The sequence below is a fragment of the Ruegeria sp. BE10 genome (assembly GCF_056538905.1).
Genome location: NZ_JBQFTX010000001.1, coordinates 77,730 through 103,190 on the forward strand (window position 1 = coordinate 77,730; position 25,461 = coordinate 103,190).

25 protein-coding genes are annotated in these 25,461 nt (G+C 55.6%); 11 read left to right on the plus strand and 14 right to left on the minus strand.

Going from position 1 to position 25,461, the window contains the following annotated elements; genetic code table 11:
- Positions 1-57: 57 nt before the first annotated feature.
- A complete protein-coding gene (locus ACR0M2_RS00420; RefSeq protein ID WP_480567089.1) occupies positions 58-843 on the minus strand; it encodes a helix-turn-helix transcriptional regulator in 786 nt (261 codons plus the stop codon).
- A gap of 195 nt (positions 844-1,038) precedes the next feature.
- On the opposite strand from ACR0M2_RS00420, the gene ACR0M2_RS00425 reads away from it, so the two are divergent.
- On the plus strand, positions 1,039-2,391 hold the full coding sequence (locus ACR0M2_RS00425) for an aminotransferase class III-fold pyridoxal phosphate-dependent enzyme (RefSeq protein WP_480703751.1): 1,353 nt from the start codon (positions 1,039-1,041) through the stop codon (positions 2,389-2,391).
- A 59-nt stretch (positions 2,392-2,450) separates the two neighbouring features.
- Positions 2,451-4,520 carry an oxidoreductase gene (locus ACR0M2_RS00430; protein WP_480703752.1) on the plus strand — a complete coding sequence of 690 codons (2,070 nt, stop codon included), beginning with the start codon at positions 2,451-2,453 and terminating at the stop codon, positions 4,518-4,520.
- A 46-nt stretch (positions 4,521-4,566) separates the two neighbouring features.
- Here the strand turns inward: ACR0M2_RS00430 and ACR0M2_RS00435 are convergent, their stop codons facing one another.
- From ACR0M2_RS00435 to ACR0M2_RS00450, 4 genes are all read right to left on the minus strand, one after another.
- Positions 4,567-4,809 (minus strand): hypothetical protein, encoded by a 243-nt coding sequence (locus ACR0M2_RS00435; protein WP_480703753.1) that lies wholly within the window; start codon positions 4,807-4,809, stop codon positions 4,567-4,569.
- A 160-nt stretch (positions 4,810-4,969) separates the two neighbouring features.
- On the minus strand, positions 4,970-6,049 hold the full coding sequence (gene tcuB, locus ACR0M2_RS00440) for a tricarballylate utilization 4Fe-4S protein TcuB (protein WP_480704208.1): 1,080 nt from the start codon (positions 6,047-6,049) through the stop codon (positions 4,970-4,972).
- The gene (gene tcuA, locus ACR0M2_RS00445) at positions 6,039-7,433 is read right to left on the minus strand and encodes an FAD-dependent tricarballylate dehydrogenase TcuA (RefSeq protein WP_170548841.1); all 1,395 of its coding nucleotides are present in this window, start codon (positions 7,431-7,433) and stop codon (positions 6,039-6,041) included. The genes tcuB and tcuA overlap by 11 nt, the downstream gene beginning before the upstream one ends.
- A gap of 11 nt (positions 7,434-7,444) precedes the next feature.
- On the minus strand, positions 7,445-8,125 hold the full coding sequence (locus ACR0M2_RS00450; protein ID WP_480703754.1) for a GntR family transcriptional regulator: 681 nt from the start codon (positions 8,123-8,125) through the stop codon (positions 7,445-7,447).
- Positions 8,126-8,293: 168 nt separating this feature from the next.
- Here ACR0M2_RS00450 and ACR0M2_RS00455 point away from each other — a divergent pair, with 168 nt between their 5' ends.
- Positions 8,294-9,268 (plus strand): AbrB family transcriptional regulator, encoded by a 975-nt coding sequence (locus ACR0M2_RS00455; RefSeq protein ID WP_480703755.1) that lies wholly within the window; start codon positions 8,294-8,296, stop codon positions 9,266-9,268.
- Here ACR0M2_RS00455 and ACR0M2_RS00460 read toward each other — a convergent pair.
- From ACR0M2_RS00460 to ACR0M2_RS00480, 5 genes are all read right to left on the minus strand, one after another.
- Positions 9,237-10,217, minus strand: a complete 981-nt coding sequence (locus ACR0M2_RS00460; protein WP_480703756.1) for a D-2-hydroxyacid dehydrogenase family protein — start codon at positions 10,215-10,217, stop codon at positions 9,237-9,239. The two genes, ACR0M2_RS00455 and ACR0M2_RS00460, sit on opposite strands and share 32 nt — an antisense overlap.
- A complete protein-coding gene (locus ACR0M2_RS00465) occupies positions 10,214-10,450 on the minus strand; it encodes a hypothetical protein (protein WP_170394013.1) in 237 nt (78 codons plus the stop codon). Before ACR0M2_RS00465 ends, ACR0M2_RS00460 begins: the two co-directional genes overlap by 4 nt.
- Positions 10,451-10,501: 51 nt before the next feature.
- The gene (locus tag ACR0M2_RS00470) at positions 10,502-11,590 is read right to left on the minus strand and encodes a 4-oxalomesaconate tautomerase (RefSeq protein ID WP_480703757.1); all 1,089 of its coding nucleotides are present in this window, start codon (positions 11,588-11,590) and stop codon (positions 10,502-10,504) included.
- Between the two features lie 91 nt (positions 11,591-11,681).
- On the minus strand, positions 11,682-13,712 hold the full coding sequence (locus ACR0M2_RS00475; protein ID WP_170548825.1) for a tripartite tricarboxylate transporter permease: 2,031 nt from the start codon (positions 13,710-13,712) through the stop codon (positions 11,682-11,684).
- Positions 13,713-13,792: 80 nt separating this feature from the next.
- On the minus strand, positions 13,793-14,881 hold the full coding sequence (locus ACR0M2_RS00480) for a type 2 periplasmic-binding domain-containing protein (RefSeq protein WP_170548822.1): 1,089 nt from the start codon (positions 14,879-14,881) through the stop codon (positions 13,793-13,795).
- A gap of 139 nt (positions 14,882-15,020) precedes the next feature.
- Here ACR0M2_RS00480 and ACR0M2_RS00485 point away from each other — a divergent pair, with 139 nt between their 5' ends.
- From ACR0M2_RS00485 to ACR0M2_RS00500, 4 genes are all read left to right on the plus strand, one after another.
- On the plus strand, positions 15,021-15,689 hold the full coding sequence (locus ACR0M2_RS00485; protein ID WP_170409815.1) for a response regulator transcription factor: 669 nt from the start codon (positions 15,021-15,023) through the stop codon (positions 15,687-15,689).
- Positions 15,686-17,053: a sensor histidine kinase gene (locus ACR0M2_RS00490; RefSeq protein ID WP_480703758.1), complete on the plus strand. Its 1,368-nt coding sequence runs from the start codon at positions 15,686-15,688 to the stop codon at positions 17,051-17,053. The genes ACR0M2_RS00485 and ACR0M2_RS00490 overlap by 4 nt, the downstream gene beginning before the upstream one ends.
- Before the next feature lie 193 nt (positions 17,054-17,246).
- Positions 17,247-17,738, plus strand: a complete 492-nt coding sequence (locus ACR0M2_RS00495; RefSeq protein WP_170348668.1) for a hypothetical protein — start codon at positions 17,247-17,249, stop codon at positions 17,736-17,738.
- Positions 17,739-18,425: 687 nt separating this feature from the next.
- Positions 18,426-19,094: a YrbL family protein gene (locus ACR0M2_RS00500; protein WP_480703760.1), complete on the plus strand. Its 669-nt coding sequence runs from the start codon at positions 18,426-18,428 to the stop codon at positions 19,092-19,094.
- Positions 19,095-19,212: 118 nt separating this feature from the next.
- Here the strand turns inward: ACR0M2_RS00500 and rpsI are convergent, their stop codons facing one another.
- Together rpsI and rplM are read right to left on the minus strand one after the other, a co-directional pair.
- Positions 19,213-19,698: a 30S ribosomal protein S9 gene (rpsI, locus tag ACR0M2_RS00505; protein WP_039535473.1), complete on the minus strand. Its 486-nt coding sequence runs from the start codon at positions 19,696-19,698 to the stop codon at positions 19,213-19,215.
- Positions 19,699-19,704: 6 nt separating this feature from the next.
- Positions 19,705-20,163: a 50S ribosomal protein L13 gene (rplM, locus tag ACR0M2_RS00510; protein WP_170348665.1), complete on the minus strand. Its 459-nt coding sequence runs from the start codon at positions 20,161-20,163 to the stop codon at positions 19,705-19,707.
- Positions 20,164-20,400: 237 nt separating this feature from the next.
- On the opposite strand from rplM, the gene ACR0M2_RS00515 reads away from it, so the two are divergent.
- Positions 20,401-20,763: a nuclear transport factor 2 family protein gene (locus tag ACR0M2_RS00515; protein WP_480703761.1), complete on the plus strand. Its 363-nt coding sequence runs from the start codon at positions 20,401-20,403 to the stop codon at positions 20,761-20,763.
- Between the two features lie 4 nt (positions 20,764-20,767).
- Here ACR0M2_RS00515 and ACR0M2_RS00520 read toward each other — a convergent pair whose 3' ends face one another.
- A complete protein-coding gene (locus ACR0M2_RS00520; RefSeq protein WP_170358409.1) occupies positions 20,768-22,171 on the minus strand; it encodes an aminotransferase-like domain-containing protein in 1,404 nt (467 codons plus the stop codon).
- A 98-nt stretch (positions 22,172-22,269) separates the two neighbouring features.
- On the opposite strand from ACR0M2_RS00520, the gene ACR0M2_RS00525 reads away from it, so the two are divergent.
- Entirely contained in the window at positions 22,270-22,497 is a 228-nt protein-coding gene (locus ACR0M2_RS00525) for a DUF1127 domain-containing protein (RefSeq protein ID WP_170348662.1), read from the plus strand.
- A gap of 56 nt (positions 22,498-22,553) precedes the next feature.
- Here ACR0M2_RS00525 and ACR0M2_RS00530 read toward each other — a convergent pair whose 3' ends face one another.
- Positions 22,554-22,997, minus strand: a complete 444-nt coding sequence (locus ACR0M2_RS00530; protein WP_480643761.1) for a PaaI family thioesterase — start codon at positions 22,995-22,997, stop codon at positions 22,554-22,556.
- A gap of 58 nt (positions 22,998-23,055) precedes the next feature.
- Here ACR0M2_RS00530 and ACR0M2_RS00535 point away from each other — a divergent pair, with 58 nt between their 5' ends.
- Together ACR0M2_RS00535 and trmFO are read left to right on the plus strand one after the other, a co-directional pair.
- Positions 23,056-23,841: an enoyl-CoA hydratase gene (locus ACR0M2_RS00535; RefSeq protein ID WP_170548809.1), complete on the plus strand. Its 786-nt coding sequence runs from the start codon at positions 23,056-23,058 to the stop codon at positions 23,839-23,841.
- Between the two features lie 253 nt (positions 23,842-24,094).
- Positions 24,095-25,435 carry a methylenetetrahydrofolate--tRNA-(uracil(54)-C(5))-methyltransferase (FADH(2)-oxidizing) TrmFO gene (gene trmFO / locus ACR0M2_RS00540; protein WP_480703762.1) on the plus strand — a complete coding sequence of 447 codons (1,341 nt, stop codon included), beginning with the start codon at positions 24,095-24,097 and terminating at the stop codon, positions 25,433-25,435.
- Positions 25,436-25,461: the final 26 nt, after the last annotated feature.

Consider the following 25,461-nt stretch of genomic DNA (forward strand, 5'->3'; position numbering starts at 1 on the left):
TTCACAAGTTGGGAACAGACGAAATTACTGTCTAACTTACTCTTAATTAGGCTTTGACTAACCCGCCGGGAATTGCCCTTGTTTCCCAGCCGGTTGTCCGCTTTCCGACAGATACGGCGCGATCAGATAGTATAGTTCACCCTGCGAAGAGATATGACATTTCCGGTAGAGTTGCTTACGCAAAACCTTGACGGTCTGAGGGCTGATACCCAGTGTCAGTCCAATAGAAATCGATGAATGACCCTGCAGGATTAACAACGCCACCTGCGCCTGCCTTGGACTTAATCCGATATCTTGTTCAACAGACAAACGCTGACGCAGTTGCGCGACGATATCTTCCGGCTTTTTTTCATTCGAGGGCTTCAGATCAGGCCAATTCCTTCTCACCAGCGCATTGACGATCGGCGCGACATTTTTTGCGATGGCAAAATCCCTGCTGGAAAAACGCGATGCGGTGGTTGCGTCCCTGCCGAGACAAACGGTGATCGAACTCATGGGGTTGAGACCGGCGTAAAAGGCCAGCTCGTCCGTCAACGTCGTGTTTGTGTAATAGGATTTAAAGTACTCGTTCCGTTGAAACTGATCCGGGGCAACATCGGTCAATCTGTAAAGACCGTCCGCCGCGCGGCTTTGATGCAGGCCATAAAACGGATCCAACAGATAAGCGCCTTTGACATAGTGGCTGTCGATCCGTTCAAAAACGCGGCTGTCGCGGGCATGGGTCATTAGTACCATCGGGCTGCTGCGCCAAAAAAATGCGATGATTGCGAAGTTGTCGAAGGAACAGGTTGCATCCAGCCACCTGTAGAGCGCATCGCCGAACCCTTCTGATCCTATTGCCATTATAGCGGCTGATAGAGCGTCTGGTGCTTCAACAGTTGACATTTCGAATACCCCCCTGGGGGTATATACCCCTCAAATCAGCCTAAGTAACCTTTGATATGAATATAGGTGGTATGCTGTCGCCAACACGTTGGTGGTTCCTAACAAGCCTCACCGGATCAGCGGAATTGCATCGCGAAAACAAAGGGGTTGATCATGGCCAAAGATACACTCGAAATTCTTGCACAGGACGAACACCTGATTCAGTCCTTCGCTGATCTAAACGCACTTAAGCAACAAGGCGCGCGCACCGTGATCTCGCGCGCAAAGGGCGCATATGTTTACGACAGCGATGGCAATGAACTGATCGACGGCATCGGCGGGTTGTGGTGTGTCAATATCGGCCACGGCAATGATGAAATGATTGAGGCGATTTCCAATCAGCTGAAAACGCTGGACTATTATTCCACCTTTTACAACTTCACGCACCCGGCAGCGGCAGCACTGGCTGATAAGATTGCGCAACTTGCACCGGGTCATTTGAACGCCGTGTATTTTGGCAATTCCGGTTCCGTCGCCAATGACAGTGCCGTTCGGATGCTGCATCACTACAATATCCGCAAAGGGAAGCCGGAAAAGAAACTGGTTCTGTCAAGACACGGGGCCTATCACGGCTCGACCCATCTGGCGATGGCGATGACCACGCCCGGTTATTCCGAAGGCTGGCACGCGGCCAGTGAATTGGTGCATCATCTGCGCTCGCCCCATTACTGGCGCGAAGGCGGTGATATAACCGAGGCCGAGTTCCTCGACGCGCTGATCGACGATATGACGCAAAGCATTGAGCGTATTGGTGCCGAGAACATCTGTGCCTTCATCGCCGAACCGATCCAGGGCGCGGGTGGTGTCGTGACCGCGCCAGCTGGTTACCACAAGCGCGCGTGGCAGGTCTGTCAAGCTAACGACATCAAATACGTTGCTGATGAGGTCGTTACCGCCTTTGGTCGCCTTGGGCATTTCTTTGCATCAGAAGACGTGTTTGACATGGTGCCCGACGTCATCACCACGGCCAAAGGTCTGACCTCAGGCTATCAGCCGCTGTCTGCTACGATCGTTTCCGAAGATATTCACGAGGTCATCTCAGGCCCCAACAGTATGTTCCTGCACGGCATGACCTATTCGGGCCACCCAGCAGCTGCGGCAGCGGGTCTGACCAATATCGCAATTATGGAGCGTGAAGAAATTCCTAAGCGTGTGCAGACAACCGGGAAGCAGTTTGAAAACAACCTGCGTGGCCTGACCGATATCGAAATGGTCGGCGAAGTGCGTGGCAGCCATTTCATGATGGGGGTCGAATTCGTCAAGGATCGCGACACAAAGGAAGGCCATCCGGCAGAGGCGCAAGTTGGTCTGAAAGTCGCACGCGCTTGTCAGAAACGCGGTCTGATTGCTCGTCAGCTCGGCAACGTTCTCATCTTGTCTCCGACGCTGATCATGGACGAGCCGATGATTGACCGTATCGAAGCCATCCTGCGCGACGCCATCACCGAAGTCGCCGCTGGTCTGTAATCCCGCTTTTGGGGCGACACGGCCCCTTTATCATCTTAGCCATCCATAAGGAGCCAGCTATGCGCGATCCACGCTATGACATCCTGTTTGAACCGACGAAAATCGGTCCCCTAACAGCCAAGAACCGGTTCTATCAGGTGCCTCACTGCAACGGTGGTGGATATCGCGACCCATCGGCGGCGGCTGCGATGCGAGGCATCAAGGCTGAGGGTGGCTGGGGCGTGATCTTCACCGAACAGTGCGAAATGCACCATACATCTGAAATCACCCCATTTATCGAGCTGCGCCTTTGGGAAGACAAAGACATCCCCCAATTGCGTAAGATGTCCGAGCGCATGAAAACCCATGGTGCTCTGGCTGGCATTCAGCTTGCCTATTCAGGCATCAACGGTCCCAACCTTTATACCAAAGAAGTGCCACTGGCCCCTTCTGCCATGCCGATCCGGACCTTTACCAATGATCCGGTGCAGGCGCGCGCCTTGGACAAGCAGGACATCAAGGATTTGCGCCGGTGGTTCGTGAATGCCGCAAAACGCTCGAAAGAAGCAGGTTTCGACCTGATCTGCCTGTATGGCGCGCATGGGTTTGGTATCTTCCAACACTTCCTCAGCAGGGCAACCAACCAGCGCAGCGACGAATATGGTGGCTCACTGGAAAACCGCGCCCGATTCAGCCAGGAGGTTATCGCCGATATGCGCGACGCCGTGGGCGATACGATGGCGATCACGCTTCGGGTGTCGTTGGACGAGACCATTGGCGATCTGGGCTTCTCGAATGCCGAAGTGCGTGACTACATCGAAATGAACAAAGATCTGCCCGACCTCTGGGATCTTGCGCAGGGTACTTGGGAGGATTGCTCCGGCCCTTCGCGGTTCAAAGAAGAGGCTGCCCAGGAACAACTGGTGCGTGGCATTCATGAATTGACCGAAAAACCGATCGTTGGGGTCGGACGGTTCACTTCGCCCGATGTTATGGCCAAGATGATCAAGTCTGGCACACTGGATTTCATCGGCTGCGCCCGACCGTCGATCGCTGACCCGTTTCTGCCGAAAAAGATCGAAGAGGGCCGGATCGAGGACATCCGAGAGTGTATCGGGTGTAACATCTGCATCACTGGCGATATGACCATGTCAATCAGCCGCTGCACCCAAAACCCGACCTTCATGGAAGAATGGCGCAAAGGCTGGCACCCAGAGAAGATGAACGACAAGGGGGATAGCTCGAACGTGCTGGTCGTAGGTTCTGGCCCCGCCGGGCTTGAGGCTGCCTGGGCTCTTTGTCGCCGGGGGTATGACGTCGCCGTCGCCGAGGCGCGTGATGTGATCGGCGGTCGCGTGGCCCGCGAACGTCTGCTTCCGGGGCTGTCGGCCTGGGGCCGTGTCGTGGACTATCGCGACTATCAACTTAGCCAACGTCCGAACGTGGAAATCTATCGCGAAAGCGAGTTGGATGCCGAGAGCATTCTGGAGTTCGGTTTTGAAAATGTCTGCATCGCCACGGGATCTACATGGCGCAACGACGGGGTCTCGCGTCAGCACGTCGTGCCAATGCCGATTGCCGAAGACGCCAAGGTCTATACACCGGACGATCTGATGGATGGCACAATCCCATCGGGCCGCGTGGTGGTGTATGACGATGACCACTATTACATGGGTGGCGTTCTTGCCGAACTTCTGGCCAAAAACGGTGCGCAGGTGACACTGATCACTCCGTCGGCTTATGTCAGTGACTGGACGAACAACACGCTCGAGCAAATCGCAATCCACCCGCGGCTGGTGGATGCAGGTGTCGAAATCGTCCTCAACCAGGGTGTCACCGAAATCCACCCAGATCACGTGGTCTCGAACTGCGTCTACACCGACCGAACCTGGAAGATCGAGGCGGATGCGGTTGTGGTGGTGGCGTCACGTCTTGAAAACAACACCGTTTTCAATGACCTGAAAGCCCGCGAGGTCGAATGGGCGGACGCAGGTATCAAGTCGGTCAAGTTGATTGGGGATGCCAACGCACCGGGCCCAATCGCTTGGGCAACCTATGCCGGCCACCGCTATGCGCGTGAGCTTGACGGTAAAGATATTGGTGACGACTTGCCATTCCGCCGCGAAATCACAGAGCTTGCGGTGGACTAAAGTCGTGACCGCGTAACGGGTGGTAGAGTGCTTACTCCGCCGCCCGTCACATTTGAACGCCAACTGCTATCTGCGATGCTTCAACGGATACAACCGTATTCTGTGCGCCCCAATGTTCGCCTTCACCGGTCAGCGGCAAATTACTCGCTGTTTTTCTCAAATTCGCAATAGCCTGTTTACCTGCTTTATCTTTAAAATTGAGAGCCGTTTGCAATGGCCGCGAATGACTGCCCTCAGCGCCGTGCTTGACTATTTTTGCCGTCACAAAGCCCTTGTTGTATTGATCCAAGGACTTCCGTTTGTTGTCTAAATCGGAACCGCAAACTGTTGTGAGTGCAAGCCCAACCAGGGTTCGAATCCCTGTCTCTCCGGCATTATGTCCCTTGGCTACGATACTTTCGGACCAATGATGCGAAACGGCCCTCCCTGCGCCCGGAAGAGACTGGTTTTTAACCGGCTGACATCAAATCTCTTTTCCTTTGCGCATCCCTGATAAGAGCTGCAAGCCGATAGAAACCGTGCGCCATCTTGGTATACGGCATCAAAACAAAGAACGTCAGGACCGATCCAAGATGGATGGCAAGCAGCACTGGCATCATGGCTGTTGAACCGAGGGCGTAAAGACCAAGTCCACTCAACCCAACAAATCCAAGCAAAAAGATAAAGGCGATATCCCCTCCCCACGCCATAGGGTCACCGAGATCGCGGTCGGATTTTTGTTTGAGATACACCATAGCGCCACACCCCACTGTCAGCAAAACACCACCGGAAATCCCAAACAGTTTAGGCAATGACCAGAACCCATAGGGCGCATGCATGCCAAAGCCGTAGTGCATCACTGTTGCGATTGAAGTTGACGCAAAGCACAACAGGAAGCCGTACATTATAGCTTGGTGAAGGTGTCGCCGCGCTTGGCTGAAGCGGTCTTCGTCCTCAAAATTGCAGCCCTCTGCGTGCCCAGCAGCAAGATCCTGCATCTTTCCTGCGCGCTTGAAAGAAGCTGTCACGTCCGCAATTTGAACAGGTTTGCCGCCGACTTCGACCCAATAGCGCCTTAGGCTTATGGCTAAACTAAAGAGCGGCAGCAGGAAGGCAGGTGCAAAGATCGCGACCATCGCATTATGCGACAAGACAGCATAGAACCCCTCGCCTCCGCTCGATCCAATGGCGCGAATGGCCAAGAACAGCATGGCAAATCCAATTACAAGCGCCAGGGCTATGGTGCCACCATGGGTGTGGAACCAACGCGCCAGAGGTTGCGGCCAGGCGAAGCATTCCCAGCTGTTCCGCCGCACCTCGGCCAAAGCTTTGGGGAGGTTCAGGTCGAACTCATGCGGAGCTGTGTACTGACAAGCGTAATAGCAACCCCGGCAGTTGTGGCACAGGTTAGCCAGCTGCGTGATATCCCCGTCGGAAAACGCGCGTTCAGCATGCAAAGACGGAAAAACCGAGCAATAGCCTTCGCAATACCGGCAGGCGTTGCAAATTTCGGCCTGACGACGGGCCTCATGAATCAGTTCAGTTTGCATAAGCGGCGGCCTCACGTCCTGCGATGCGTCCAAAAACGGTGCCTATGGTCATGCCAAAGCCCGCCAGATAACCCTGTCCAAGGATCGACCCGGCCATGGTTTCTCCGGCGGCCCAAAGGTTTTTGATCTTTCCGTCAGGGGTCGAACACTGAGCGGTATCGTCTACCTTGAACCCCAAATAGGTGAAGGTCACGCCGGTGCGTAGCGAATAACCATAGAACGGTGGCTCGGTGATCGGGCGGGCCCAGTTGGTCTTGGGCGGTGTCAGGCCAGAGGTTGTAACACCGTCCAATTCAGTTGGGTGAAAGCCAGTTGTGTCACCACAAGCTGCGTTAAATTTGCTGACAGTCCGGGTCAGCTTGTCGGCTGGCAGGTCCATCATCCCGGCCAATTCTTCCAACGTATCCGCCTTATACGGCGGGAACACTGACGGCATAAACAAATTCAGCGATTTGGCATCGATAATCACATAGCCCACCTGATCCGGTTGGGCTGCCACAAGTCGTCCCCAGATCGCATAGCGCTTTGGCCAGACGTCCTCACCCTCGTCATAAAACCGTTCGGCATCTTTGTTCACAACGATGGAAAACGGAACGCAATCAAGACGAGTGACAATCCCGCCATCGAATTTCGCCGCGCGTCCGTCGATGGCAACGGCGTGACATTGAGTCGGATCTCCAACGCTCTCGACGCCTTGATCCAGAAGGTCTGCCAACACCACACCCCGGTTATAGGGCGTTCCCCGGATCAAAAAGTTCTTTGCTGGCTCACCCCAGGCACGCGTAAGCCAATCGGTATCGGCCTGAAACCCGCCCGAGGCGACAATCACTGCTTTGGGTGTGATGCGATGCGACTGGCCTTCAAAGGTGTAATCGACCCACTCGATTTGGTCACCGCTCAGTTCCAGATGCGTAACCGCAGCCTCATAAAGCACATCAACGCCCAGACCAGCCGCCGTGCGGTAATAGGCATTCACCAACGACTTGCCACCCCCCATGAAGAATGCGTTGGTCCGTGCCAAAGACAGCGTTCCTGACAATGATGGCTGAAAGCGAACCCCATGTTCCTGCATCCACGTTAGGCACTCTTCTGAAGAACGGATTGCCAGCCGGGCCAGATGCTCATCGGTCTTTCCGCCGGTGACTTTCATCAAATCCGAGAGATATTCGTCTTCGCTGTATTCTTCTATAAGTGGACCAAGAGGAGATCTGTGCATGCAGCGGAAATTACGCGTGTGGCGAGAGTTTCCTCCGCGATACGGTTTTGGCGCCGTTTCAAGGATCAGAACTCGGGCGCCTGCCTCGGCAGCGGTCATCGCGGCACAGAGGGCAGCATTGCCGCCGCCAATCACAGCGATATCGTAAGCTTCACTTTTGGGGACCATGTCCTGACTACCTACTGGCTTTCGTCGATTGTGCGGTCGCGCTCCTGCAACGCACGTATCCGCATCCGTTGCGCGGCCTGAATATGCGCACGCATTTCCGTCTCGGCCGCAGCACCATCACGGGCTTTCAACGCGATCATGATGCGCCGATGTTCGGCCACTGCCGCCTCAGCCCTGTCACCATCCAACAGTTGCGATGGCCCAAGGATCAGCAGCGCCTTTTGAAGCGACAGCATGGATTTCGTCAAAAACCGGTTCTTGGCCGCGTCAAGCAAAGTGGCGTGAAAAACTCTGTTAATCCGTGCCGTATCTGTACCGGTGCCCGCTTCGGCCAGCCGGTCTGTCAGCACGTCCAACTCATCCAGTTCGACTTCTGACGCCGCGCGTGCTGCCAGCCGGGCTGCGGTACCTTCCAACACCGCGCGCATTTCATAGAGCTCCATGATCTCGGCGTAATCCAGACTTCGAACGGTTGCGCCCTGCCGGGGAACATGGGTGACAAGGCCATCGGCCTCAAGCTGCCGGATAGCCTCACGCACGGGGGTACGGCTGACGCCTAATCGTTCGGACAACTCGACCTCGCGCAGGCGTTCGCCGGGCAAAAGCGAGCCTTCGCGAATTTCTTCCAGCAAACGCTTATACGCGGAATTTCCTTGCGGACCGGGCTGGAAAGGGTCGTCCTGAATTGTCATTGCGGGCTCTCTTGTCATTGTGTGTCCTGATGTATACAAATGGATACATAGTGAGTCAACAACGCCGGAATTCTTCCCTTGTCCGACCAGTTAAAGACATCTTCTCTGTTGTTAAGACGGGCCGTAACACTCGGCCTTGCAGTATTGGGAACGGGAGTATTCTGGGCATTGAGCTTGCCGTTGCCCTTTCTATTCGGCCCAATGAGCGCTTGTCTGGTTGCGGCCTTGGCTCATGCCCCCATGGCGGGTTTCGATCAGGTCTCAGTCGCGGCTCGCACAATATTGGGTGTGGCGGTTGGGGCGTCTATTACACCGGCCCTGTTTGTTGAATTGCCAAAGATGGCAGCATCGATCGCGCTGATCCCGTTCTTCATCCTTTTGATCGCGCTGGTTGGGGTGCCATTCTTTCGAAAAGTCTGGGGCTTTGACACCACAACCGCTTTCTACGCGGCTATGCCCGGTGGATTGCAGGACATGATCATCTTCGGTTCCGAGGCCGGGGCAAACCCGCGCACCCTATCCCTGATCCATGGTACGCGTGTGCTGATCATCGTGACGCTGGCCCCTTTGTTTTTAACCGTGTTTTACGACGCACAACTCACCAACCCAATCGGAGAGCCCGCCCGCGACCTGCCCTTGCGTGAACTGGCGCTTATGGTGCTGGCGGCCTTTGTCGGCTGGAAAGGCGGCGAACGGATCGGCCTGTTCGGCGCGTCCATACTGGGACCAATGATACTGACTGCGGCGTTGTCTCTGGGGGACTTCATTCATACCCGCCCGCCGCGCGAGGCCATCCTTGCGGCGCAGTTCTTTATCGGCTGCGGGATCGGTGTAAAATTTATTGGCGTCACATGGGGTGAATTGCGCAGGGTTGTTGCAGCGGGCTTTGCCTATGTCGTCGTGCTAGCCATACTTGCGGCCGCCTTTACTGCTGTCGTCACTACACTGGGCTTCGGTCAGCCGGTTGAGGCATTTCTTGCTTTCGCACCCGGCGGACAGGCTGAAATGACGGTTCTAGCCATCGTTTCGGGGGCAGATCTTGGCTTTGTGATCACCCACCACCTGACGCGGATCGTTCTGGTGATCATCGGCGCGCCCATCGCGGCCAATCTTATCTTGCGTTGGTCCAAATCTCGGGATTGATCATGTGAATCGGAGCATTCTCGGCATAGGCGTTAACCTGATCGAAGATGTCGGCAAATTGCAGGTCGAACTCATCTTCGGTGACGAAACCGATATGCGGGGTTGCGATCAGGTTGGGATGCGACAGCAACGGATCATTCGGATCTGTAAGGGGCTCTGTATCAAAGACATCAATTGCGGCCTTACCAGGACGACCCGCGTTTAACGCGTCAAGCAACGCACCGGGAACAATTAGCCCTGCACGGGATGTATTCACAAACAGCGCGTCTGATTGCATCTGCGCGAAATCTGACGCCGTGACTATCCCATGCGTGTCTGGTTTCAGGCGCACATGGATCGAGACGACGTCACTGTTGGCAAAGAACGCGTCGCGGTCGGGCGCGACCTGTACTCCATCTGCTTGCGCCCGTGCCCGGCCTTCGTCCGAAGACCACCAGACGACATTCATACCGAACGCCTCGGCATAACCAGCGACGGCGCGGGCAATACGGCCATAGCCATAAAGGCCCAGCTGCCGCCCCCTCAGTGTTTTGCCTACTCCGGCCTGCCAATGCCCCGCCTTGGCAGAGGCTATCTGTGCAGGTAAATCGCGCATCCCAGCCATGATCAGAGCCCAGGTGAGTTCGGCAGCGGCATATGAGGGCGTCCCGCCATGCATGTTCGAACACAGCAGTACGCCGTGGTCCGAGCATGCCTGCACATCGACATGGGGGTACACGCTGCGCTGGCTGATAAGTTTCAGGTTGGGCAGTTTTTCAATCAAGGCGCGACTGATTTTGGTGCGTTCGCGAAACAGAACCAGCGCCTGAGCCTGATGCAAGCGCGCGGCCAGTTCGTCGGTGTCTTCGACATGATCGGTCCAGACCTTCACGTCATGTTTGGAAAGCTTCCCAAAACAGGGCAGACCCTTCAGCGTATCAAACCAATCATCCAGAATGTGAACCTTCATCGGCTTTCTATACCCTGCCCTGTTGTCAGCTTTCTTGGTGTCGGCACAAAATGCTGTGCGTCGAGTGCGGCAAGCGCATTTCGAACGCGTTCGCTTTGATCAAGTAAATGGTTGAACTGCTCATCGCATCCGGCGATCGGTGTTGGGTATTCCGACATGTCCCGCCTTAGGGCCGCCTGCGCCAACCTGAGTTCCTGACGCGCAATATCAAGGCATTCAGAATAGTCGTCCATCGTGGCACCCTTAAATTGTATACCAACGTATACCAAATTATGATCCCTTTTTCAACTCCCGTTCCATACAGATTCCGGCACATAGACATGTCCATCCGCCAACTTCCGCGCGGTCCGCACCAGACCTGCTGAGTTGACTTTGAACTCCCGGCCATTTGAAAAGTCCACCATCACGTCGATGTTGCCTGATGCATGTTCCAGCACAACATCAGCCGGGCTTACCTCGGGTCGATCCAACAGACTGTCGGCGACTGTTCCGGGTGTCAAAGCGCAAGACGCCATACATTGTGCGCCGGTAACGGCCATGGTCGGATGAGTCTTCCACGGCATGAAATACCGAATTGCTAGGGTTCCACCATTCTTTGCGGGCGCGACAAGGCCGAATTTGGGTGTCACTGATTTTGACACGTCCCCCATGCCCATCAATTTTCCAGCTTCGATCCGAACCGCCTCCATCCGGTCAAAGAAACCGCGGTTGGCATCCAACTCATCAACGCTTTCATACCCTGTCAGGCCGAAATCTGAGGCCCGCGCGATGGCCATCGGCATGGCGACATCCATACAGGTCACCTCGATCCCCTGCACTGTATCGCGCAGGTTTCCGGTGGGCAAAAATGCACCAGTGGCTGATCCTACAACCCCCATGAAACTAAGTTGTACCGGCGCTGATTGCCCGGGTACCCCGGCGATTTCTGCATCGCCTTCATAGACCAGCTCACCCCCCGGCGTCTGCACTTTGGCTACAACACGGGCACCCGTGTTGACTGCGCGAATGCGAACCTCCGTCACATCACCTTGTGGCTGGAACAAACCCATTTCGATCGCAGCCGGAGCGACGCCGGACAGGATGTTGCCGCAGGTGGGTTTGAAATCGACCAACTTCTCTTCAACTGAAACCTGCGCGAAGAAATAGTCGATGTCGGCCCAGTCATCGTCGCTGACAGACAGCATTGCAACCTTTGTGGTCACCGCTGTGCCACCACCGATCCCGTCGATGTTGATTGATTGCCCTGCCCCAAGGGCCGCGACCAGAACGTCAGCCAACCTGTCCCGATCTTCGGGCAGATCAGAGCGGCGGAAATAAGGCCCCCGCGAAGTGCCTCCACGCATGAAAATATACGGGATTGCTGTCTGGGTCATAGCGAGCCGTCCTTTACAAACCGTGTGAGATTTTTTGTGAATTCAGCCCCGTGCTGCGTGTTGTTCATCAGGTCGGGCATCATTGGACCGCTTACTTCAGTGGCCATGGCAAGCTGACCATGTCTTGCAGTAGACCCGGCGGGAAATCCCGGTTCAGAGCACCTGCCATGAAGCACATGAAGCCAATGCCGCAGGCGGTCAGGATCAGAGTTAACCGCCAGTCCGCCCTGGAACGAATGCGAAAGAAGGCGATCAGAAACCCAAGCAAGGCGAGGATGAAACCCACAACCCACGTGGCCGCGATCAGACTGGCGAACCATGCCAACGTAGACCAGAGGCCGTGAGGCGCGCTCGCGTCCTCGCCGGCGATCTCTTTGTCGGCAAAGATTGGATCACCCTCGGGCCGCCGCATCATCTGGATCAGCAATACAACGCAACAGAACAAAGACACGCTGCCGATCACCAGCGGGATGATCTTGTCGGTCATGTTGTAGTCGGGGATCATATTGGCGTTCACCAAAGCGATGATCAGATAGGCCATGATCACCAGCAGGAAGATAAGCGGCGCACGTTTGGTGCCTGCATGAACCTCACCCTCGGCCATGATCATCTTGGCTTGTCGAATACCTAGAATGATCGAAACAACCGTAACCACGATCAGCACGATGACGATTGGGCTGAACACGTACTCCATCCCCTCACCAAAGCTTTTGCGGAACCGGAAAGAGGCGATCTGGAACGCCTGATTGGTGAACTTCTCAACCGGGTTTGACAGAACAAAACCGATCAGGAAAGCCGGGCGCGACCAGTCGAAACGGCGCAGGAAGATGCCAATCAGACCGATGACAAACAAGGCCAGAAGATCTTCGAAATTCTGACCAGACTGAAAGGCCGCAAAGCTGATCAGCATGAACAGGAACGGCGCCAGATAGGTGAAGCGGATGGTTGTCAGTTTGGCGATACCGCCCGAAGCGGCGATACACAGAATGGTTCCAACGACGTTGGCCAACGCCAACAGCCAGACGATGGAATAGGTAATGTTGAGATTGTCCTTGAGCATGCTCGGGCCAACCTCAATGTCGCCAGACCCCAACAATGCAACTGCACCGATGAAAATCGCCATCGATCCCGAACCGGGAATACCAAACAGCAGTGTAGGAACAAGCCCACCACCCTCTTTCGCGTTGTTCGAGCTTTCCGGACCAATGACCCCGCGCACTTCGCCCTTGCCAAAGTTGCTCTTGTCCTTGGTGGTTTGCACCGAGTGGCCATAGGCGATCCAGTCAACGACCGAACCTCCGAGGCCGGGGATGACACCCACAACCACACCGATGATCGAACACCGGACCGACAGCCAGATATTCGCAGCCCAATCCTTTACACCATCCAGCCATCCAGCCCCCAGCGAGGCCCCCTTGGCGATAGATCGATCCTGTCGCAGCAAAGAGACGATTTCGGGGACGGCAAAAATACCCAAGCCCACGATGACCAGTTTCAGACCGTCTGTCAGATAAGGAATGTCGTAAGTCGCCATCCGCAGCGACCCGCCCGCATCGGCCTCACCGATGGTGCCGACCATCAGGCCCAAACCCGCGGCAGCGATACCTTTCAGTGGAATGCGCCCCGCCAAAATAGCGACCATCGACAGGCCGAGAATGGTGATCATCAGCATCTCGGGCAGGCCAAAGGCCAGCACAATTGGTCGCGCGATCAGAATGAACATGGTCAGGAAGGTCGCGCCAACGAGCCCGCCAAACAACGAAGACGAAAAGGCTGCTGACAAGGCCCGCGCAGCCTCGCCCTTTTTCGCCATGGGGAACCCGTCCAGCACCGTGGCCTGCGAAGCAGAGCTGCCGGGAATGCCCATCAAAACAGATGCAAACGTGTCCGAAGTGGGCACAACAGCGACCATTCCGATCATCAGCGCCAGCCCCAGGATCGGGTCCATGCCGAACATGAATGGCAGCAACAGGGAAAGACCGGCTATGCCACCGAGGCCAGGAAAAACCCCTACGGCCAGCCCCATGACAACACCCAATATTAGGTATCCCAGAACGATGGGTTGCAGGATCAGACCCCACGCCTCTCCAAGCGCAGGAAGAGCGGTGGCGAAAACCTCCATAGCGGCCGCCTTTCATAAATTGTCTTGTGTATGGAAAAGCGCGCGCCCTTCGTTACAGGCGCGCGCTGCGGCTTATCGGCCTAGTTCAGCTCGACGCCATAGGCCTCTTTCAGCCAATTCAGGACATATTCCTTGGCATTGTCGTCGACATTGGTTGCCGTCTGCAGCGCCGACTTAGAACCGTCACCGACGAAAACCGGGTATTTCCCAACGCGCTTGGAGGAGATATCAGCAAAATCCCCGCGCTCAGTCACAGCCTGAAATGCGGCGGTATAAGCATCGACCACTTCCTGCGGTGTGTCGCCCGGCAGAAAGGCCAGTTTCTGTACCGGGAAACCAGCAACGAAGAAGGCTTTCCATGCGTCCCAGGCCTCGCCGCTGGTTTCACAACCATCAGTGGCCTCGCAAACCTCTTTAAAGGTCGGAATGTCCGGGAAAGTCGGGTCGCGGACGATGTTACCGTCAGCATCCAGTGCGCCCCATGTCATCATTGGCACGGCCTGACCGGCCTCAACCAGCGGTGCCGAACCGCCCAGATACCCGGACGACGTCTGGTAGTCGATATTGGCTTCACCGCGCTCAAACATCAGTCGACCATCGCCGCGACCCTTGATGCCAAATACCGGCTCAACATTCATACCCAACATTTGCCATGCCAAAAGCGGCACGAGGTCCAGCCGGGTCGCACCCTGCGAACCGTAAATGAAGTTGGTGTCTTTCAACGCATTTGCAGAGCCATCAAACTTGGCGCCATCTTCAGTGTTCAGATAAGCCACACCGCCGGTGCCGGACGCCATCACCGGAATCCAGTCATTGTATTCATAGCGGACGCGCGGATCGCTCAGCAGATACGGGAACTGTGTCGAACCCGAGGTGCCGAACAGTAAAGTTCCATCATCGTGCGCCTGTTCCTGGAACCAGTTGGCACCTTTGGTCGAACCTGCGCCGGGCATGAACTTAACAACCACGGTTGGCTGTCCTGGCAGAGCCTCGGACAGAAGTGGTGCAAAGAAATTGGCCCATTTGGCCGAACCGCCCGTTTCCGAGAACGGGATGACCCATTCGATAGTCTTGCCTGAGAAGTCGACCTCGGCTGCGGCGGGTGCCGTGAGACCGGCGGCGGCAATCAGCCCCACGACGGCGCGACGGGTGAATTTGGTAATGGCCATTGGTTCCTCCCTGTTGACCAGACAACCATGCCAGCGACTGTCGCGCCACCATGATCGTAAATAGAACTGTGGGGTTGATTCCCCCTCCCATCTGGCAATCATGGAGTGCCAACCTTGCGCGAAACTTGCAGGAGACCCGATGCGGATCGTCATCGTCGAGGATAATGAACCCCTTGCCAACGCAATTGCCTATCGTCTGCGAGACCGAGGACATGCAGCAGATGTACTGACCGACGGCGACGCAGCGAACCTGTATCTTGAACAGGAAAGCGCGGACTTGATCGTTCTGGACATCAACCTGCCAGGTCGGTCCGGGTTGGAAATCCTGAAATCGCTTCGCAACCGTGGAGACAGTGCGCCCGTAATTCTGCTGACAGCACGCACTGAGACAAGCGACCGGGTGTCTGGTTTGGACATGGGGGCCGATGACTATCTGGTCAAACCCTTTGAAATGGACGAGTTGGAGGCACGCATCCGGGCGCTTTCACGCCGCAAACAGCTTGATTACGGAGCGCGGGAAAGCATCGGCAGCCTAGAGTTCGACCGCACTGCTCGTCAGGTCAGCGTTAAGGGTGAGGTGATGGATATTCCGCGACGGGAAATAGCGGTGCTGGAATGCCTGTTGGAGCGTCGGGGCAGGATCGTTCCCAAAAGCCAACTAACTGATTACGTCTATGGTGTAGGGGCGGATGTCGAGGTTTCGGCTGTTGAACCTCATGTGTCGCGACTGCGAAAGCGCCTTCAAAACTTGGGTATAAAGATTAAGACAGCCCGCGGTCTGGGGTATCTGCTTGAGGTGCAGAAGTGATCAACCACGGCTCGCTCAGGCTAAGGCTGTTCATTCTTATCCTGACACCTTTGGTGTTGCTTGCAGTGCTGCTTGGGTTTTGGCGTTTTATGGTTGCCCAGAAGACCGCTCAGGAGCTTTTTGACGACAGTCTACTCTCAGCTGGCCTGGCAATTTCGCGGGATGTGGCGATTTCGGGCGGTGATGCGTTGTCGCCCACCACACGCAGTCTGATCCGCGACGCATCGGGCGGTGAGATCTTCTATCATGTGACTGGCCCCGGCGGCATTTACGTGACGGGTTATGCCTACCCTCCGGCATCCGCGAACTCGTCGGTGCAAGAGGCGTACAAGCCACAGTTTTTCGAAGCGATCTACCGCGATGAACCGGTGCGCGTTCTAAAGATGACAGAACGTGTGACCTTGGAAAATCTTGTAGGTGATGCGACGGTCACGGTTTGGCAACGGATGGCGGATCGCAACGCATTTGCCAATGAACTGTCCATTCGCGCCGGAATTGTCATGGGCATCCTGCTGGCCACCTTGGCTGTTGTGGTATGGTTCGGTGTGGCGCGTGGCCTGAGACCATTGCTGGATTTGCAGGACGCAATCGACCTTCGTTCGCCAGATGACTTAAGTGAGATTAAACGCCCTGTCCCGGACGAAGTGCAAGGTGTTGTAAAGACCTTGAACCGGCTCTTTGGGCAGGTCGAACACAGCATCAACGCCCATCAAGTTTTCATATCCGAAGCAGCTCATCAGTTGCGGAATCCGGCGGCCGCAGTCCAGTCGATGGCCGAGGCGCTTCGGGATGCGAAAACGGATGATGACCGAGAAAAACGCATCCACGAGCTTGTGGCGGCCGCAAAGAACTCGGCAACGGTGGCCGAACAACTGTTGTCACTTGAAAGGCTCAGGCAACCGACGCACCAGGATCAAATGGATGAGATTGATTTCCGCTTGGTTGTGGAAGAAGCATGTGCCGAGTTGGGTGTTCACATCTTGGCGAAGGGTATCGAGTTTGACGTTACGATGCCCGAGGCGGCGATCATGGTGTCCGGTGATCGGGTGTTTTTAACTGAGGCCCTGAAGAACCTTTTGGACAACGCAGTAAAGCACGGCGGCACCAAGTTGAGCCGAATTTCTGTTGTGCTGCAGCGTGACGAAGGCGCGGTCAGTGTAACCGTAGCGGATGACGGAGCGGGCCTTTCGCCCGATCAAAGCGAAGCGGCCTTCAGTCGGTTTTCGCAACTGGACTATTCCGAAGGCAGCGGGTTGGGGTTGTCAATCGTGTCAGCCGTGGCTCAACGGCATGGGGGATCGGTGTCGATCAACCAAGTCGAAAAAGGAGCAAGCATCACGCTTGAGCTTCCAATCGCCCTTTAAAACGGACGAATCCGTATGCTGAGCCGTGAAACCGCGCATCTAAATGTATGGCGGCGTGTTATTGCCGCTCGCTCTTCGCGGATAGGCATAGCATGGCTCAATCCACGGATTTGAAAAGAATTTCCGGGATTTCCCCTTTGAACTCGGGTAATTTTGACCCATCTCGGCGACACATTTTCCAAAGGAGAGACACATGTCGCGTACTATCATATTGGCCGTGGTCATCATTGCCGCTGGCGCAGGAATTTATTTTTACACGACCCAACCAGACCCCACACCCGCCGAACAATTGCAATCGGCGGCAGAGGACGCTTCTGAGGCTGTTAGCGAAGCGGCAAGCTCTGTGACCGAGCAAGCCAGTGAGGCCGCGTCCTCCATCTCGGAACAGGCCTCAGACGCTGCTGAACAAGCAGGGCAAACAGCCACGGATCTGGCTGATCAGGCCAGTGATCAAGTTGCCGCCTTGGCAACTCAGGGCCAGGATCTGCTAAATTCATGGATTGAAGACGGCACACTGACCCTTGATAATTTTGACTATGACACGTTGGTCGCCTCGGTTCAGGAAAGCGATCTGGCGCAGAACCTTAAAACACAAGCCATCCAAATTCTGGACGATATCAAAGCATCGCCTGAAACGATCGCGACAAAGATCCAAGAACTCAGCAATCTGCTGTCAGGACAGTGAAACTTGGCGGGCTGCCATTCGGGGCAGCCCGTCCTCTTTTGGCGTAATCATTATTCCAATCACGTCATCTTGCGTGTCGATTGGTCTTCCACATTGCATTTGATTGGTTGCGAACCAGCGGAACGCACACCAAGTCCATTGCCGCTGTGCCGCTCAATCGGAAAGAGCGACTATGACCACCCTGCCCCCGACCATGTTCGGAACCGATCTGACACAAGACGGACCTTCCGGTGAGGCCACCGGCACGAAAATCAGGCGCGGGTTGCGGCCAAGGCCCAAACCCGTTTCACCGATGTACGCCGGCAAACCGACATTTAATAACGGTTTGCTTTGAAAGATGTGGTCTCAAGCTTGACCAGTGCTTCGAAAAAGAGCGATGGAAAGGTGATCATCTCGCCTTAGCAAAAAGACGCTCTGGTTGAGGGGGTATGCTCGGCGCGTTTAGAGTGTTGTTCTCGCTGTGCCAGAGGGTTTGACCGGTCAGCGCGTTGCTGCTGATCGGCGGGACGAAGCTCGTATTCCAACTTCACCTACAATCATAAAAATTACTGATAATGATTATTTAACAACGTATTATGTAACTTATTTTAACTACGGAAATTCACCCGATCACCTGTGTTTTTCGGGGGGATGTTCTGAGGCACGACCTCGGCTTGCACCTTCACGAAACTGTTATAATTTGGCGGCATGGCAACCGCTCGAATCGAAAACTTGGTAAGGCTCAAAAACTCTGAGGTGATAGCTCAGGGTAATCGGCAGTTTGTTTACCAACACCCTGATGCATCTGACGCGCTTCTAAAAGTCCCGCAACCGGACACGACGGATGGCCAGGACGGTCTTTTGGGCGACACTTGGTTTGATCGAACGTTTCGGCGATCTACTGTATTCAAAGGTTTCCTGCGCGAGTTTCACGAATCCTTTGACCTTATGGTGCGTTACCAGCACAGGGATGAGGCTATTCCTGTTTGTGAGGTCCGGGGTGTTGTGCAAACCGATATCGGCCTTGCCCTCGTCTATGAACGAATTTCCGAACCCGATGGGAAGTTGTCGCCCAGCCTGAAGGAGTTGGCGAAAAGCGGGGGCTTGACGCAAGAACATTTGGCTTCCCTGCACAAACACTTCGATATGTTGATCGAAGAACAGGTCCTTATCAGCAACAAGAATACCGGCAATATTGTCTATCAAACGTTTTCTGACGGGTCTGGCCGCTGGGTGTGGATAGACAGTTTTGGTAGCAAGCAGATCATCCCCGTTCGCCGCTGGTTTCGGTCTTTGAACCGGCGCAAGATCAATCAGATCAGAGAGAAATTTACGACGGTTGCCGAGAACGCTTTGCTCACCAAGTCAGAGCGTTAGTCAACAAACCTCTCTTTGGCCAAAGAAAATACTCACTGGGTATCGGTCAAATATTGATTGCCCAAAAGAAAACGGCCGCAATTTCTTGCGACCGTTTGAAATTTGTATTTTGCAGCGATTAACGCTTGGAGAACTGGAACGAACGACGCGCTTTGCGCTTACCGTATTTCTTACGTTCCACAACGCGGCTATCGCGGGTCAGGAAGCCAGCGGCTTTCAGTGCGCCACGCAGCGACGGATCGTACAGTTGCAGCGCTTTCGAGATGCCGTGCTTGACCGCACCGGCCTGACCTGTCAGGCCACCGCCTTTGACGGTTGCGACAACGTCGAACTCACCTTCTACACCAGCAACCTGGAACGGCTGGCGCAGGATCAGCTGCAGAACGGGACGAGCAAAGTACTTGTCCTGATCCTTGCCGTTTACGGTGACCTTGCCGGAACCCGGCTTGATCCAAACGCGGGCAACAGCGTCTTTACGCTTGCCGGTGGCGTAGGAACGGCCCAGCTCGTCACGCACGGGTTCACGCACGATGACTTCTTCGGCCACGGTTTCAACGCCTGCGACGGCGCTCAGCTCTTCGAGAGTATTGATCTGATCAGCCATCGGTCATTAGCTCCGGGTGTTTTTCTTGTTCATGGACTTAACGTCCAGAACTTCGGGCGCTTGCGCCTCGTGGGGATGCTCGGCACCGGCGTAAACGCGCAGGTTGGTCATAACCTGACGCGACAGGCGGTTGCCCGGCAGCATACGCTTGACCGCTTGGGTCACGACGCGCTCGGGGTGTGCACCCTCGAGGATCTGCTGCTTGGTGCGAGACTTGATGCCGCCCGGGTGGCCAGTGTGCCAGTAGAAGTTTTCTTCGCGCTTCTTGCCGGTCATCTGGATTTTGTCAGCGTTGATCACGATGACGTTGTCGCCCATGTCCATATTCGGGGTGAACGACGCTTTGTGCTTGCCACGCAGGCGCATGGCGACGATCGAGGCAAGACGGCCCAGAACAACGCCCTCGGCGTCGATCAGGATCCATTTCTTGTCGATGTCTGCAGGTGTTGCAGAAAAGGTTTTCATGGCAGGATAGTCCTGTTTGATGTGAAAGACCGCCCCAAATCAGAGCGGCCCGAATTCGATGGAGCGTATTTAGAGGCCCCCGCAGCGCAGGTCAACAACACTAATTTCTTTTAAATATAGTAATATCAATGGGTTATAAAATAGGTATTATTTTACCCCATAATTAAGCCCATTTACCCCCGCCCCGCCTCGCCCGCTATACTGAATAAGCAAATCGATTCAAGGAGCGTGACTACTATGGAGTGGCAACAAACCATCGCTGACTATGGCGCATCCTGGCAAGAGACGGACCCGGATAAGCGCCTTGTGCTTTTGACAAAGTGCTTTGCTGAAAACGGCCGCTATGTCGACCCGACTGCCGAAGTGAACGGCCGCGTGAATCTGTGCGATCATATCGGGGAAGTTCTACAGAGTTCTGGTGGACGTGTTGAACTGACAAGCGAACCGTCCAACCATCACGATGTTGTCCATTTTACTTGGCACATGATCGGTCCGGATAGCGGTATCGTTGTGTCAGGCCACGATTTTGTTCGTTTGGATGCCGAGGGTAAAATATCCGATTTGGCGGGTTTCTTTGGTGATCCGGCCTCACTGAATTGAACGATCAAACACTGATCTGTTCCGGCGGATTGTCCAGCAGACGCCGCAACCTGTGCATCGCATCTTCAAACCGTTCCAGGGACACATGCCCGTTCATGGCGATACGAACCGCATTCGGGGCTCGTCCGTCCCGCAAAGCGAACTCATCGGCAGACCGGAGCTGTATCCCCTCTCGTTCAGCCGCACGGCTGAAGGCTGCGGCGCGCCAGCCCGAAGGCAGGTTCAGCCATACAAAAGGCACATCCGGCGCCCAGTTCAAATCGAACCCGCCCAAGGCGTTGACCGCAACGCGAACATATTCACCCATTCGAACCCGCACGTCCCTTGCAATCTGCAGCGTACGAGGATCAGACAGCAGCAACCTGGTCAATTCCGCCAACGGCTGCGCCAAACCAAAGTACCCGTATTCCGCCGAACGCCGCAGGTCGACGCTGCGCTCGCGCGGGGCAATGGCAAACCCAACACGCAGCGCAGGTGTCAGAGTTTTCGAGATTGAAGATACATGCCACCCCCGTTCCGGTGCCAAAGCACGAAAGCTGGGTTCACGAGCGTCGCCCATGCGATAACAATCATCCTCGATGATCTGAAGGTCAAAGCGCCGGGCCACATCGACAATTTCTTTCCGACGTTCAAGCGGTGTATGAGCGCCGGTCGGATTCTGTACCTCTGGTGAAACGCAGATGGCTTGTGCTGATGTCTGGCGCAGGACATGTTCCATCGCGGACGGATCGACGCCCCACTTATCCATTTTCACGCCAACCACATCAGCGCGCATCAATTCCCCGGCCCGGCGGAACCCGGCGTAGGAAAGGTCTTCGACCAGAACGACCGGTTTTGGCCCTCGCAGGATTGTTTGAAACACAAGGCACAGCCCGTTTTGCCCCCCATGCGTCAGCACAATATCGTCATGCGACAATGCACCCAAAGGTAGGTCAGACAGCCACTCCACCACCGCCTGCCGCATGGGTTGATAGGCGTCGCGGGTCGGGTAGTTCAAAAATAGACCCGGATCAGCCTGGGCCACTTTTTGCAGGCACTCCCGGATTAGCGAGACCTGCCCAACATCCGCCAATCGTGGGCTGAAAAGACTGACATTGGCATTGTACTTGTTGTCTTGCAAATGCAGTTGGCGGGCCCAGACATCATCCAGGATTGGCGATTTGGGCGGGGCGACAAATGTACCACGTCCGACCTCGGCGTGTAACAATCCCTCATCCGTCAGAATCGTATATGCCCGCGCAACTGTGCCCGGTGTGATTTGTAACCGATACGCCAATTCACGCACTGGGGGCAGCTTTGTCCCTACCTCCAGCAACTTGTTATCAATCGCTTTTCTGATTGTATCAGCGACCAGAGTATATTTCGGCCCCTTGGATTTTGGCAGCGATTCCGGCCAAATTGTATCCATTACAATTCTTCCTTTGATTTTGGCACAATCCTGAATGTATCAAGCACATATACCGAACACTTTAACTTTGTGTCAATACAATTTGAAAGGATACCCTGATGACACGCTCGATGCACAACCCCGCCCTCTTGCTGCTGAACGACAGCCCCCGGCTGCCGCTGATCGCCGCGCTGGCCGTGCGGTTTGCGGCGACGGTCACGAAATGGGAACGTCAACGCCGTAGCCGGCTCAACCTGTCCAAGCTGGATGACAGGCTTCTTAAGGATGTCGGTCTGACAAGATATCAGGCTCGTCAGGAATTCACCCGCCCATTCTGGCAGGGTTGAGTTTTCCCCAGTCCCTTGATGGGACCTCTTCCTGGCCGGGCTTCGCCCGGCCTTTTTTATCCGAAGGCCGCCGCGGCCGATCCTTCGGGAGGTAATGAATAGGTCATCGTGGCGCGCGCGACGGGTCTGTCCGACCCTTCTGAAAACATCAGCACATCCCCAACAGCCAGACTGCGGCCCAGCTTTAGCAGTCGACATCGGGCAATAATATCTTTGCCGCCCTCGGGTTTTCTTAAAAAATCTAAGGAGCTGTTCGTGGTAACGGCTAAGGATTGGCGTCCCTTGCGCGCCAGGATCATCGCATAGACACTAACATCCGCCAACCCGAACATGGATGGCCCTGAAACTGTACCGCCAGGGCGCAGATGGCGATCTTCGACAACCAATCGCATCTCGATCGAGTCCTCATCCAGCTTTTCCACGACGAAATCCCGATGTACCTGTGGGAAGATTTGCCGCAGGTATTCCATCAGGTCTTCCCGGCTCATGACCAATGACATGCTTCCCCTCCTCGACTTGCCGACCTAGAGTTGGCCCAACATCGCTACGGAGGGCAAGATGGCAATTTTGGAACGTAACGACACAGGCGCAGTCGCCACACTGACAATGAACGCGCCCGATCGTCTGAACGCCCTGAGCGACGAAATGCTGGCTGCCCTTCAATCCGAGTTCGACAGCCTGCGCGACGACAGCGCGATTCGGGCGGTTATCCTGCGCGGTAAAGGCAAAGCGTTCTGTGCAGGTCATGATCTGAAACAGATGACAGCCGGACGTCAGGCCGAGGACGGCGGCAAAGCCTATTTCCAGGGCTTGTTCGCCAGATGCACCCAGATGATGCTGTCAATCCGGGCCCTGCCCCAACCGGTCATCGCACAGGTCCACGGTATCGCCACCGCTGCGGGATGCCAGTTGGTCGCCACCTGCGATCTGGCCGTCGCGGCTGAAGGTACGCGGTTTGGCGTGAACGGTGTGAATATCGGTTTGTTCTGCTCGACACCGATGGTTGCCCTCAGCCGGAACATCTCGCGCAAGCGCGCGTTCGAGATGCTGACGACTGGCGACTTTATCTCGGCCGAAACTGCAGCCGAGCTGGGTCTGATCAATCGCGTCGTGCCCGAAATGTTGTTGGAGCATGAAACCGTGTCGCTTGCCGATCAGCTTGCGGCCAAATTGGGTTCGGCTGTGAAAATCGGCAAACAGGCCTTCTACAAGCAGCTGGAAATGCCTCTGGAGCAGGCCTATGACTATACCGGAGACGTAATGGCGCAGAATATGCTGCATCGCGATACCGAAGAAGGCATATCTGCATTTATCGAAAAAAGGCCGCCGAACTGGCACCAATAAAGCGATTATTGTCAACAATTTTTACGATTGTTCGTAATTTTGCACTTCCCAAAAGGGCGACACTGTGGCAATGCTGGGACAGGGCTATGGCTCTAGATACACTTTTTGGGTCGCCGTGGGCGGAAGGTCCCTCCAAGCTGGTTTCTCTCACCGGCGTCGACATTCCCGCAGCGGCGACCCCAAAATTCCCATAAATTCTTAAACTAAGCGGCCTGTGTTGCGTTGCACGGTTCACTGTCCTATGTGGCAGCGCATGACACAAAAACTGCATATCGTGGGCGGCGGCATGGCCGGGTCCGAGGCCGCCTGGCAGGCGGCGGAAATGGGCGTAGATGTGGTGATCCACGAAATGCGACCCAAAGTAGGCACCTTTGCGCACCAAACTGGCAATCTGGCCGAGATGGTGTGTTCGAACTCATTCCGCTCAGACGATGATGAACAGAATGCCGTTGGCTTGCTGCATTGGGAAATGCGCGCCGCGAACGGCCTGATCATGACAACGGCGGACGCGCACCGGCTGCCCGCGGGTGGTGCGCTTGCTGTAGACCGCGATCCTTTTGCCGAGGCGGTTACCGCCAAACTGCAGGCCCATCCGCGTATCGAGGTTACAGGGGAAGAAGTCACTGCCCTGCCCGATGACGGCCACTGGATCTTTGCCACCGGTCCTTTGACATCGGCAACATTGGGTGACTCCATCCGAACCGAAACGGGTGCAGAGTCCCTGGCATTTTTCGACGCCATTGCCCCGATTGTCTATGCCGACAGCATCGATATGAGCAAAGCCTGGATGCAATCGCGCTATGACAAAGGCGAGACCGAGGAAGAACGCACCGCCTATCTGAACTGCCCAATGGACCGCGAACAGTATGAGGCATTTATCGACGCTCTGCTGGCCGCTGACAAAACTGAGTTTCACGAAGGCGAAACGGCGGGGTATTTCGACGGCTGCCTGCCGATCGAGGTGATGTCAGAGCGTGGTCGCGAAACGCTGCGCCACGGCCCGATGAAGCCGGTCGGCCTGACTAATCCTCATCAGCCTGACGTCAAACCGCATGCGGTGGTGCAACTGCGCCGCGACAATGCCCTTGGTACGCTGTTCAATATCGTCGGCTTTCAAACCAAGATGAAATATGGCGCGCAGACCGAAGTGTTCCGTATGATCCCCGGTCTGGAAAACGCCAGCTTTGCGCGGTTGGGCGGTATTCACCGCAATACGTTTATCAACTCTCCGACGCTTTTGGATGCGCAGATGCGGTTGAAATCGAAACCAAATATCCGTTTTGCGGGGCAGATCACCGGGGTCGAGGGTTATGTCGAAAGCGCGGCGATGGGCCTGTTGGCCGGTCGTCTGGCCGCGGCCGAGATTCTGGGCCGGACCCTGCCCGAGGTTCCGCAGGACAGCGCCATGGGCGCCCTGATCCACCACATCACCGGCGGGGCCGAGGCCAAGACTTTTCAGCCCATGAACGTCAATTTCGGCCTATTCCGACCTGTCGAAGGGCTAAAAGGCGGTCGGCGCGGTCGCAAGGACCGCTACAAGGCTTATACGGATCGCGCCAAGGCCGAGTGGACCAACTGGCTGGAGCAGTGTTGACTGGACGCTGTTGGCTCATGCAGCGT

Coding starts and splice junctions, on each gene's coding strand:
- ACR0M2_RS00420 (WP_480567089.1), bottom strand. CDS start 843: ATGGCAATAGGATCAGAAGGGTTCGGCGATGCGCTCTACAGGTGGCTG.
- ACR0M2_RS00425 (WP_480703751.1), top strand. CDS start 1,039: ATGGCCAAAGATACACTCGAAATTCTTGCACAGGACGAACACCTGATT.
- ACR0M2_RS00430 (WP_480703752.1), top strand. CDS start 2,451: ATGCGCGATCCACGCTATGACATCCTGTTTGAACCGACGAAAATCGGT.
- tcuB (WP_480704208.1), bottom strand. CDS start 6,049: ATGCAAACTGAACTGATTCATGAGGCCCGTCGTCAGGCCGAAATTTGC.
- tcuA (WP_170548841.1), bottom strand. CDS start 7,433: ATGGTCCCCAAAAGTGAAGCTTACGATATCGCTGTGATTGGCGGCGGC.
- ACR0M2_RS00450 (WP_480703754.1), bottom strand. CDS start 8,125: ATGACAATTCAGGACGACCCTTTCCAGCCCGGTCCGCAAGGAAATTCC.
- ACR0M2_RS00460 (WP_480703756.1), bottom strand. CDS start 10,217: ATGAAGGTTCACATTCTGGATGATTGGTTTGATACGCTGAAGGGTCTG.
- ACR0M2_RS00465 (WP_170394013.1), bottom strand. CDS start 10,450: ATGGACGACTATTCTGAATGCCTTGATATTGCGCGTCAGGAACTCAGG.
- ACR0M2_RS00470 (WP_480703757.1), bottom strand. CDS start 11,590: ATGACCCAGACAGCAATCCCGTATATTTTCATGCGTGGAGGCACTTCG.
- ACR0M2_RS00475 (WP_170548825.1), bottom strand. CDS start 13,712: ATGGAGGTTTTCGCCACCGCTCTTCCTGCGCTTGGAGAGGCGTGGGGT.
- ACR0M2_RS00480 (WP_170548822.1), bottom strand. CDS start 14,881: ATGGCCATTACCAAATTCACCCGTCGCGCCGTCGTGGGGCTGATTGCC.
- ACR0M2_RS00485 (WP_170409815.1), top strand. CDS start 15,021: ATGCGGATCGTCATCGTCGAGGATAATGAACCCCTTGCCAACGCAATT.
- ACR0M2_RS00495 (WP_170348668.1), top strand. CDS start 17,247: ATGTCGCGTACTATCATATTGGCCGTGGTCATCATTGCCGCTGGCGCA.
- ACR0M2_RS00500 (WP_480703760.1), top strand. CDS start 18,426: ATGGCAACCGCTCGAATCGAAAACTTGGTAAGGCTCAAAAACTCTGAG.
- rpsI (WP_039535473.1), bottom strand. CDS start 19,698: ATGGCTGATCAGATCAATACTCTCGAAGAGCTGAGCGCCGTCGCAGGC.
- rplM (WP_170348665.1), bottom strand. CDS start 20,163: ATGAAAACCTTTTCTGCAACACCTGCAGACATCGACAAGAAATGGATC.
- ACR0M2_RS00515 (WP_480703761.1), top strand. CDS start 20,401: ATGGAGTGGCAACAAACCATCGCTGACTATGGCGCATCCTGGCAAGAG.
- ACR0M2_RS00520 (WP_170358409.1), bottom strand. CDS start 22,171: ATGGATACAATTTGGCCGGAATCGCTGCCAAAATCCAAGGGGCCGAAA.
- ACR0M2_RS00525 (WP_170348662.1), top strand. CDS start 22,270: ATGACACGCTCGATGCACAACCCCGCCCTCTTGCTGCTGAACGACAGC.
- ACR0M2_RS00530 (WP_480643761.1), bottom strand. CDS start 22,997: ATGTCATTGGTCATGAGCCGGGAAGACCTGATGGAATACCTGCGGCAA.
- ACR0M2_RS00535 (WP_170548809.1), top strand. CDS start 23,056: ATGGCAATTTTGGAACGTAACGACACAGGCGCAGTCGCCACACTGACA.
- trmFO (WP_480703762.1), top strand. CDS start 24,095: ATGACACAAAAACTGCATATCGTGGGCGGCGGCATGGCCGGGTCCGAG.